The sequence below is a fragment of the Gordonia sp. LUNF6 genome (assembly GCF_047041125.1).
Taxonomy (GTDB): Bacteria; Actinomycetota; Actinomycetes; order Mycobacteriales; family Mycobacteriaceae; genus Gordonia; species Gordonia sihwensis.
In genome coordinates this window covers 3,447,681-3,458,803 of the sequence record NZ_CP178181.1, presented here as the reverse complement: position 1 = coordinate 3,458,803, position 11,123 = coordinate 3,447,681, and the positions used below count along the sequence as shown (strand labels likewise).

Annotated in this window: 3 protein-coding genes; all 3 read left to right on the top strand. The window is 71.2% G+C overall.

Going from position 1 to position 11,123, the window contains the following annotated elements:
• The first annotated feature begins 82 nt into the window (after nt 1–82).
• The 3 genes from ACK8HH_RS16150 to ACK8HH_RS16140 all read left to right on the top strand — a co-directional run bounded on the left by ACK8HH_RS16150 (nt 83) and on the right by ACK8HH_RS16140 (nt 10,745).
• The gene (locus tag ACK8HH_RS16150) at nt 83–841 is read left to right on the top strand and encodes a hypothetical protein (protein ID WP_006896082.1); all 759 of its coding nucleotides are present in this window, start codon (nt 83–85) and stop codon (nt 839–841) included.
• A gap of 77 nt (nt 842–918) precedes the next feature.
• On the top strand, nt 919–6,228 hold the full coding sequence (locus ACK8HH_RS16145; RefSeq protein ID WP_375003508.1) for an amino acid adenylation domain-containing protein: 5,310 nt from the start codon (nt 919–921) through the stop codon (nt 6,226–6,228).
• A complete protein-coding gene (locus ACK8HH_RS16140; protein ID WP_375003510.1) occupies nt 6,225–10,745 on the top strand; it encodes an amino acid adenylation domain-containing protein in 4,521 nt (1,506 codons plus the stop codon). Before ACK8HH_RS16145 ends, ACK8HH_RS16140 begins: the two co-directional genes overlap by 4 nt.
• Nucleotides 10,746–11,123: the final 378 nt, after the last annotated feature.

Below are 11,123 nucleotides of genomic sequence, written 5' to 3'. Positions count from 1 at the left end.
CGCAGCGAAACGGACGAATCCGTGACCAGGGTAACCGTACTAAGGCTAGACTTACCTTCTTAAGGTTTGGTTCAATTACCGCATGTATGACGAAGAGCAGGTCACCCAGCCGATCGCCGCTGAGCCGGCGCCGGCGGCCGAGGAGTCGGGCACGTCGATCAACTGGCCCACGGTGATGATGGCGGCGGGCATCTCGGCGGTCGTCTCGGCGATCGTGCTCTCCATCGGACTGGTCGGTCTGATGCTCAGCGACGTCGGCGGCAACCGTGCCGCGGCGCAGGAGGCCCCCGCCACGGTGGTGAATCTCGGTGCGCAGCAGACGCAGCCGCACGCCGCCGCCCCGGCGTCCGACAGTGCCGCCCCTTCGTCGGACGCCCCGGCCGCCGACGCTCCCGCCGCCGATGCGCCGGTCGCCGATGCGCCCGCCGCGGACGCTCCGGCGGCGCAGGCTCCGGCTGCTGCTCAGCAGCAGACGCCCACCGCGCAGGGGCCGACGAAGCCGACGGCCGCGCAACTGCAGGCCGAGATGGACTACCTCGCCTCCGGTGCCTCGAACGCGCAGAAGGCTCAGCGCCTGGAGGGCGGGGCCCGCGCGGTGAACCAGGCGCAGGGCATCCTCGGTCTGGCCGCGAAGTTCAAGCCGATGGGGCTGACTTACCGGATCGTCGACCCGGTGACGGTCAACGGCAACATCGCCAGCGCGCGTCTCAAGCTGTCCTCGCCCGGATACCAGCCCACCTACATGACGATGAAGTGGGTGTGGAAGGACGGGCGCTGGAAGCTCACCAACTCGTCCATCTGTGAACTCGGTTCGTACGCCAACATTCCCTGCAACCTGTAAGGACCGTTGGACCAGGAAGGACCCGGGGCGATCGCCCCGGGTCCTTCCTTTAGGTAAGGCTAGGCTAAAATCGACCCATGACGAGTGACCTGGCCGCCCGCCGACGTGAACTCCTCCGCAAGCGTCTCCAGGAGGAGAGTCTGACTCACCGTGGCGCCGCGGAGGCGGTGCCGGCCCGGGCCGACGGTGCGCGCACGCCGCTGCCCATCGCGGCTCGCCGGCTCTGGTTCGCCGGCCACCGCGATCCGGACGACACCTCGCTCAACATCTCGGTGGCCTTCGCGCTGCACGGGGAACTCGATGCCGAGCGTCTCCGCCGCGCCGTCGAGTCCGTGGTCTCGCGACACGAGACGCTCCGCGCCCGCTACCTCGCGGGCGAGGACGGCGAGCCGGTGATGCAGCACCGCGTCGGCGCCCCGATCTCCTGGACCACCGCCGACCTGACCGAACTGTCCGGCTCGGCGGCGCAGCGGCGCCTGCAGGTGCTGGCCGCGCGGGAGGCGCGGACGCCCTTCCGGCTCGCCGACGACGCTCCGCTGCGAGTCACGCTCGCCGCGCTGGCACCCGAGCACCACGTGCTGCTCCTGACCGTCCACCACATCGCCTGGGACGACGACTCGTGGGCGGTGTTCTTCGCCGACCTCGCCGCCGCCTATCGGGAGACGGAGACGGCGGCGCTCGCGCGGGCGTACGCCGACGTGCCCGACCCCTCTGACGACCGACTCGACGCCGACCTCGCGCACTGGGCGCAGGTGCTGCGTCCCGCACCCGAACCGCTCGACCTGCCCGCCGCGACCGGCGCCACCGGCAGCGGTCGCGTGCACCGCCGCTTGGCGCCGGAGATCGAGGCTGCGGCAGCCGAACTCGCACGAGCTGCGCGCACCACCACGTTCGCGGTCCTGCTCGCGGCCACCCAAGCCTTCCTGCATCGCGTGTACGGCGCCGACGACGTGGTGATCGCGGTGCCGACCACCGTGCGCCCGGCCGGGGCCGAGGATCTGATCGGTTACTTCGGCAACACCGTCCTGCTGCGCGGCGACGTCGACGCGCGGTCGTCGCTGACCGAGCTGATCGGCTGTTCCCGTGAGTCGTTGGCCGCCGGGCTCGCCGCCTGCCGCGTTCCGATCGACCGAGTGGTGGCCGAGTTCGCGCCCGACCGCCGCGCCGGTCTGGCCGGGCTGGTCTCGGCGAGCCTGTCGCTGCGCCGTGATCTGTCCGGGCTCGGGCTCGACGGCCTCCGCGTCGAACACCTCGACCACCTCCACGCTCCCAACGCCCAGTTGCCGTTGGAGTTCGCGATCGTGTCCGGTACCGAACCCGTCCTGGAACTGCAGTATCAGTCGTCCCGCTTGCGCGATGCGGAGGCGCAGGCGCTGCTCGCCGCGTACGCGACCTTCCTCACCGACGTCCTCGGCCGGCCCGACGCGCCCATCCGGGACGCACGACTGCTCGATGACGAGGCGCTCTCGGCGGTGGTCTCCGCGGCCGCCGGACCCGCGGTCGACGATGTTGCCGACACCCTCGTCGGCATGTTCGAGGCCGCGGTGGCGCAGCGTCCCGCCCACCCGGCGATCGTCACAGACGACCGCTCGATCACTTACGCCGAACTCGGCACCGCCGTCGACGTACTCGCGGCCCGGATCGCGCACGCCGCGGGCCCGGCGCTGGCGGCGCCGGACGCCGTGGTCGCGCTGCGCATGTCCGCGAGCGAGGACTTCGTGGTCGCCGCGCTGGCGGTGCTCAAGACCGGCGCCGCCTACCTGCCGGTGGATCCGGACTACCCGGCCGACCGCACCGCCTTCCTGCTCGAGGACGCCCGTCCGGTGCTGGTGCTCGACGCCGCCGAAGTGCAGCGGCTGCGCGCCGAACCCGAAGAGGCGCCGCGGCGTCTCGACCTTCCCGGGCCCTTGCCGGAATCGTTGGCCTACATCATCTACACCTCCGGATCCACCGGCACCCCGAAGGGCGTGGCCGTGGAGCACCGGGCGATCGCCGAGCATCTGCGGGCATTCGGCGCCACCAGCGTCGTCGGCTCCGACGACCGCCTCGTGCAGACCTCGTCGGTCAGCTTCGACGCGTCGATGTTCGAGATCTTCGCGACCCTGACCGCCGGCGCCACCCTCGTGATCCCGAAGAAGGGCGCGCTCACCGACATCGCCTACCTGGCCGACCTGCTGGTCCGCGAGCAAGTGACGGTGATGCACATGGTGCCGAGCATGCTCTCCACGCTGTTGCTGATCCCGGAGGTCAAGCAGTGGACCACGCTGCGCACCGTGCCGGTGGGCGGCGAGGCGCTGCCGGGTGAGGTCGCCGACGAGTTCACCACCGCGTTCACCGCAGACCTCAGCAACAACTACGGGCCCACCGAAGCCGTCGTCGCGGCCACCCATCACCGGGTCGACGGACCGCGCGGCGGCGCGGTGGTGCCGATCGGCCGTCCCAATCCGGGGGTCGTGGCGCACCTGCTCGACGCCGGCCTGCAACCGGTGCCCGACGGAGTGGTCGGCGAGCTGTACCTCGGCGGACGTCAGCTGGCGCGCGGCTACCTGCGCCGCAGCGGACTGACCGCCGCGCGATTCGTCGCGGACCCCTTCGGAAAGGGTGAACGTCTTTACCGCACAGGCGATCTCGCCCGGCGCGGCGGAGACGGGGAGCTGCAGTTCGTCGGCCGCTCCGACGACCAGATCAAGGTCCGCGGCTTCCGCATCGAACCCGGTGAGATCGAGGCGGTGCTCGCCGCGCACGAGGACGTCCAGCGTGCCCTGGTTACCGTGGTCGACGACCGGCTGCTCGCGTACGTGATCGGCGAGTCCGGCGCGGTCCCCGACCCGCAGGCGCTCCGCGACCACGCCGCGCAGACACTTCCGTCGCACATGATTCCGGACGCCGTCGTCGTCATCGACGAGGTGCCGATCACCGTGCACGGCAAGCTCGACCGCGCTGCGCTTCCGGTGCCGGCCACCCAGGCCGCGGGTTTCGTGGAGCCGGCGACGCCCACCGAGCGGCGGGTGGCGGCGGTGTTCTCGGAGCTGTTCGGCGGCCGGACCATCGGGTCCGCGGACTCGTTCTTCGATCTCGGCGGCCACTCGCTGCTCGCGGCCCGCCTGGTGACCGCCCTCTCGGCCGAGTTCGGGCTCGACGTCGACGTCCGGGCACCGTTCGACGCCCCGACGGTGGCCGGGCTGTCCGCACTGCTGGTCGAGAAGGCGCGCGCCGAGCTCGGCGTCGACCTCGACGCGGACCCGGACCAGGACGGCTGGGCGGACGGCGCCTGGACAGAAGGCGGCGCGGAGGGGAGCGACTGGGCCGACGGGGACTGGACCAGCGCCGACTTCGGCGGGATCGCCCTGGGAACGCCGGAGCCGCAGCACACCGAACCGGTCCGACCTCCGCTGGTGGCCGGCGACGAGGTCGAGCGGGCGCCGCTGTCGTTCTCCCAGCTCGCCATGTGGTTCAACGAGCGGTTCGGCGGCGCGAGCGCGGAGAACAACATCGTGCTGACCCTCGCCGTCGAAGGGCCGGTGAACGACGACGCTCTGCGCGGCGCGATCGCGGACGTGGTCCGGCGGCATCGCTCGCTGCGGACCTCGTTCAGCGAGATCGACGGACTGCCGGTCCAGGTGATCCGCGACGACGCCGACATCGAGGTGCCGCTGAGCATCACCGAGGCCACCGATGCCGACGACCCCGTGCGCATCGCGGCGCAGACCGGGGAGCTGATCTTCGATCTGGCGGCGGCGCCGCTGGTGCGCGCACACCTGGTGCGGGCCGGGTCGTCGTCGGTGCTCGCGCTGGTGATTCATCACATGGTGGTCGACCACGGCAGCACCGACATCATCATTGCCGACCTCGCCGCCGCCTACCGTGCGCGGATCGGCGGTCCCGCCCTCACTCCTCGGCCGACCGGACCGGAGTACACCGACGTGGCGCGCTGGCAGCACTCGATGTTCGGTCTCGACGCCGACCCCGACAGCGACGCCGGCCGCTACGGGCGTGCCCAGATCGACTTCTGGCGCGACCGGCTCGAAGGACTTCCGGACGAGATCCTGGTGGCGGCCGACCGGCCCCGCCCCGAGGGCCTGAGCCACCGCGGGGTGATCGTCGACTTCGATATCAGCGCTTCGCGCTACGAGCGGCTCAAGACCGTCTTCCGCGGCAGTGCGGTCAGTGACTTCATGGCGCTCACCGCCATGTGGTCGGCTGCGCTGCATACGCTCGGCGGCGGCGTCGACATCGCGATCGGCACTCCGTCGGCGGGGCGGGCCGACCCGGCGACCGCCGACATCGTCGGGCTGCTCGCGAACATGGTGGTTCTGCGCACCGATCTGGCCGGCGAGCCGACACTGAACGACGTTCTGCACCGCTCCCGCGACGCCGTGCTCGACGCCTTCTCCCACCAGGATCTGCCGATCGAACGCCTGGTGGAGGCGCTGAACCCGCGCCGCACCCGGGCCCGGAACCCGCTGTTCCAGAGCATGGTCCACTTCCGCGATACGGCAGGCGAGCCCGTGGTCCAGCTCGCGGAGGGCACGTCCATGCACATCCTCCCGATGGAGGTGGACACCTCCTACCTCGATCTGAATCTGATCGTGACCACATGCGCCGACGGCAGCCTGAGCGGCCGGCTGGTCGCGAGCGCAGACCTCTACGACGAGGACACCGCGCGCGGTATCGCCGACCGATTCACGACGCTCCTCGACGCTCTGGCGGAGAATCCGCAGCGACGGCTGTCGGAGGTGACGGTCCGGCCGATACCCGATGCACTCGACGCCTCCATGCACGGTGAGGATCCCGCCGTGCTCGCCGAACTCATCGCCGCCCGGTCGCCGCGACGCGTTCAGGCGCGGCCCGCGACACTCGCCGGCCTGCCGCACGCGGGCCTGACGCACTGCGCCTCGGTCGCGACCTGGATCGTCGACGGTCCGGGTGCCGCCACCGCACTTCCGGAGACGCTGCGCGCGCTCTCGCCCGCGTCGCTGGTGATCGACAACTACGCCGCCGCACCGGCGGCCGCGCCGGTCGCCGAGGTGTACACCGCCGGCGGCGGCACCCAGACGCCGACCGAGCGGGCACTGGTGACCATGCTCGAGGAACTGCTCGGGGTCACCGGGATCGGGCGCGACGACAACTTCTTCGCGGTCGGCGGCGACAGCGTCATCTCGATCCAGTGGTCGGCGCGTGCGGCGGCCGCGGGCATCGCTCTCGATCCGCAGCAGATCTTCGACCACTACTCGATCGCCGAACTGGCCGAGGCGGTCGACGCCGCGCGGGCCCGGAACGACGACACCGTCGAGCCGCAGCCGGTCGATGCGTCGCCGATGTCGGCGTCGGGGCTGTCGAGTGACATGCTCTCGGCGCTCGGCTCGGCGTGGGAGGCGCAGCAGTGAGCCCGGAGCAGCAGTCGAAGCCGGCCATCGAAGACGTCCTCGCGCTCTCGCCGCTGCAGGCCGGGCTGTTCTCGCTCTCGGAGATGGCCGGCGACGGCCTCGACGTCTACAGCATGCAGTTCGTCGTCGAGATCAGCGGACCGCTCGACGCCGCGGTCTTGCGCCGCAGCGTCGCCGCCGTCCTCACGCGGCACCCCAATCTCCGTGTCAGTCTGTGGGATCAAGGCGTTCCGCACCCGGTGCAGATCGTGCCGACCCAGGTCACCGTGCCGTGGCGCGAGGTGCGGACCCATCCCGACGATTTCGACGCTCTCGCGCTCGCCGAACGCTCGCAGCGGTTCGACCTGCGTCGCGGCCCGGCGATGCGGGTGGTGCTCGCCGCACTGCCCGAGGGCAGGCACCGGCTGCTGCTCACCGCACACCACATCCTCATGGACGGCTGGGCGATCGCGCTCTTCTTCCGCGAACTGCTGGCGATCTACGGCGCGGGCGGCAGCGCCGACGGACTGGCGCCGGTGAAGCCGTACCGCAACTACATCGCGTGGCTGGCGGAGCAGGACACCGCCGCGGCGCTCGACACCTGGACGTCGTATTTGGACGGGGTGTCGCCGCTGTTGATCGGTGCCCCGGGGACCCCGGCCACCGAACCGGTGCGGCACCGGCGAACGCTCGACGCCGCGGAGACCTCGCGCGTTCTGGGTTGGGCGCGCCGGGCCGGACTGACTCCGGCGGCTGTGACGCAGTACGCGTGGTCGGTGGTCCTCGGCCGGCTCGCCGACCGGACCGACGTGGTCTTCGGGACCACCATCTCGGGCCGACCGCAGAGTCTGCCGGGGGCCGGCGAGATGGTCGGGCTGTTCATCAACACCGTCCCCGTGCGCGTCGACCTGCGAGCTCAGCCGACCGTCCTCGAGGCCTGCACCGCACTGCAGCGGTCGTCGGCCAGGATGCGCGACCTCGGATTCCTCGGCCTCGCGGACATCGCGCGCGCGGCCGGTACCCCGAACCTCTTCGACACGCTCTTCGTCTACGAGAACGCTCCGATCGGTTCGGCGACCGAACCCGTCACCGCGCCGGACGGCACCCGCTTCCTGCCTCTCGCGATGGAGTCGCTGTCGCACTACCCGCTGACCGTCGTCGCCTACGAGCTCGACGGGGAGCTGATCGTGATGAGCGAGTCGGTCGCCGAATCGCTGGGACCGATCGATCCGGCGCAGGCCGTCGAACGGGTGCTCGCGGTGCTCCGGGCGCTGCCCGACGCCGCGGACGCTCCTGCCGACACGCTCGACGCGCTGCTCGATCACGAGAGGGAATGGGCGGCACGGCCGTCGCGCGGTACGCCGCTGCCCGCCGGAACCACGGCGATCGGGCTGTTCTGCGAACAGGCACGGACCTCTCCGGCGTCCGTCGCGCTCGTCGCCGACGACGGCACGTGGACCTACGATCAGCTCCACCGCTGGTCGCTGGCGGTTGCGGGGGACCTGCGGTCTGCGGGAGTGCGACGCGGTGACGTGGTGGCGGTGGCGCCGCGACGGTCGGGCCGGACGGTCGCGGGCGTGCTGGGGGCGATGCTCGCCGGTGCCGCGTACGTGCCGATCGACGTGTCCATGCCGGTCGCCCGGATCGAGAATCTGCTCGACCAGTCCCGTGCGGACGTGGTTCTCACCGACCCCGAGTTCGTCGATCTGTTCGCGGGGCGCACCGTCGTCACCGATTGGGACGGCGGGGATCGGCATGGCGGGGAATCCGTCGAGGTGTCCCCGGCCGATGCGGCGTATCTCATCTTCACCTCCGGCTCCACCGGCGAGCCCAAGGGAGTGATCGGCACGCAGAGAGCGCTGGCCAGCTATGCCCGCGATCACCGCGACCGCGTGCTGTCGGTCGGCCGCCGGCGGCTCGACCGCCCGTTGCGGGTGGCGCACGCCTGGACGTTCTCCTTCGACGCGTCGTGGCAGCCGCTGGCCGCCCTGCTCGACGGCCACGAGGTCCATCTGTTCTCCGATGAGCAGACGCGCGACGCCACGCGTCTGGTCGCGGCGCTCGCCGAGCGCCGGATCGACATGATCGACACCACGCCGTCGATGTTCGGCCAGCTCTCGGCGGCCGGGCTGGTGTCCGGGGAACCGGGTCGGCCGACGTTGACGGTGCTCGCACTCGGTGGCGAGGCGATCGGTCCGGCGCTGTGGGACCAACTGGGGTCGTTGCCGCGGACGGCCGTCTTCAACTGCTACGGACCCACCGAGACCACCGTCGAGGCGATGGTCGCGCGCGTGTCGGAGTCGCCGGTGCCGACGATCGCCGGACCCACCGACCGGATGAGTGCGCGGGTGCTCGACTCCCGCCTGCGGCCGGTTCCCGACGGGGTGATCGGTGAGCTGTACCTGACCGGGGACCAGGTCACTCGCGGCTATCAGGGGCGCCCGGGGCAGACGGCGGCAGCCTTCGTCGCCGACCCGATCCGATCTGGGGAGCGCATGTACCGGACTGGAGACCTGGTGCGCCGCAACGCAGTCGGCGACATCGTCTTCGTGGGACGCGGCGACGACCAGGTCAAGATCCGCGGCTACCGCATCGAGGTGGGCGAGGTGGAGGCAGGACTCAGGGCGGTGCCCGGGGTTCGCGAGGCCGCCGTGGTGGTGGTCGATCGGCCGATCGGTGCGGCGCTGGTCGGATTCGTCTCGGGGGCGACCAACGGGGCGGCTCTCGACGCCGCCGTCGTCCGCGGCGAACTGGCGCAGAAGCTGCCGTCGCACATGATCCCGACGAGGATCGTCGTGCTGCCGGTGCTGCCGGTGAACCGTAACGGCAAGCTCGATTCGGTGCTGCTGGGGGAGTCGGCGCGCGCGGCGCTGGCCGGCGGCGGGGAGACGGGCCGACCGCTCGACGAGGTGGAGGAGCGGGTGGCCGCGGCCGTCGAGGGCGTGCTCGGCACCCGTCCCGGTCCCGACGACGACTTCTTCGACCTCGGCATGGACAGCATCGTCGCGATGGCGTTGGTGACCGCGCTGCGTGCGGGCGGCGACGAGATCGCGGCGCGCGACGTCATGGCCTTTCCCACCGTTCGCGACTTGGCCGACGCGGTCCGCCGGGGCGAGCGTCTGGCGCGGATCGCCGCCGAGCGCGAGTACGGCGAGGTGCCCGCGCTGCCGGTGGTGGAGTGGATGTACGAGGGCGGCCGGTGGCGGCGGTTCACGCAGACGGTGCTGTTCCGACTGCCCGACGGGTGCACGGACGCCGAGGTGGTCCAGGTGCTGCAGGCCGTGCTGGATGCGCACGACATGCTGCGGTCCACCCGGGAGAGCGGAGTGCTCGTGACCCGCGAACCCGGTGCGGTGGACGCGGCGAGTCGATTCTGGGTGATCGACGGGGAGCCGGGGCAACAGTTGGGCACGCTCATCACCATCGCCGCCCGCCAGGCCAACGAGGCCGTCGATCCCGATCGCGGAGACATGGTGGCCGCGGTTCGCGTGGTGCCGAGCGGGGGCGGCGATGTCCTGCTGCTCGCGATCCACCATCTCGCGGTGGACGCGGTGAGCTGGCAGATCCTCTTCGGTGACATGGCCCAGGCCGGCGCGGCCGTCGCCGCGGGCGCGCCGCCGGCACTGCCCGCGGAGTACACGGACTACCGCGCGTGGAGTCGTCGAATGCTCGCGAGGTCGGGAACGGAAGTCGTTGCCGCACAGCGGGATTACTGGCGGTCGCAGGTGCGTGCCGACGACCCGGTGATCGGTTCGCGTCGACCGGAGATCGGCCGCGACACCTGGAGCGAGTTGACGTCGGCGCCCGTCTTGACCGACGTCGCCGTGACGGCCGAGATCCTGGACCGGATCGATCAGCGGATCGGGATGCGTGAGTTCCTGCTGACCGCGCTGACGGCGACCTTCGCATCCTGGCGCGCCGAGCGCGACCAGGACCCGTCGGCGGGAGCGCTGATCGCGCTCGAAGGTCACGGCAGAGAGGATGCGACCGTCGGGGACGACATCGACACCGGGCGCACGCTCGGCTGGTTCACCACGGTGTTCCCGGTGCGGCTGGCCGCGGGCGCGACGGTCACGGTCGACGCATTGGAAGCGGACTCCGGCGAGGGGCGACGTCTGTTCGAGCGTGTCACCGCAGAGCTGGAGGCGGTCCCGAACCGGGGTCTGGACTATGGGCTGCTGCGCTATGCCGATCGCGACGCCGACCTGGTCGAGGGCGTCGAACCGCAGGTGGAGTTCAACTATCTGGGCCGCTTCGACCTGGGTGTCGCGGGTGAGGATCCGGGCGCGTGGCAGCCGGTCGTCGACCTGGAGTTGAACGAGCATCTGCCGACCGATCCCGAGCCGGATCTTCCGCTGCGATACGCGCTCGACGTGGTCGCCGTGGTCCGCGCGACCGACGACGGCCCTCAGTTGGTGACGAACTGGCGTTATTGCTCCACGGTCCTCTCGCCCGCCGACATCGCCCGCCTCTCCACCCTCTGGTCCCGCTCCCTCTCCGCCCTCTCAAGCGCCGAACCCCCAAAGCCTCTCGAGTAGCGGAGGAGCGGACCGAGACGGGGCATCGCACTGGCCCGAGGTGCCCCAGGTTTGTCGACCTCTGGCCTGTCGAGTAAGCGGAGGAGCGAAGCGACGAAGCGCATCGAGACGAACGGGTCTCCATGCGTCCTCGCCCTACTCGCCTGTCCTGGGCCGTTCTATCAGGCCTGTCGACCCCACAGGTTTGTCGAGTAAGCGGAGGAGCGAAGCGACGAAGCGCATCGAGACGGGCGAGTCTCGATGCGTCCTCGGCTTGCGCCTCGTCCTACTCGACGGTCCTGGGGGCGTTCTATCAGGTTTGTCGACCCCACAGGTTTGTCGAGTAAGCGGAGGAGCGAAGCGACGAAGCGCATCGAGACGTCGCCGCCCGGGGTCTCG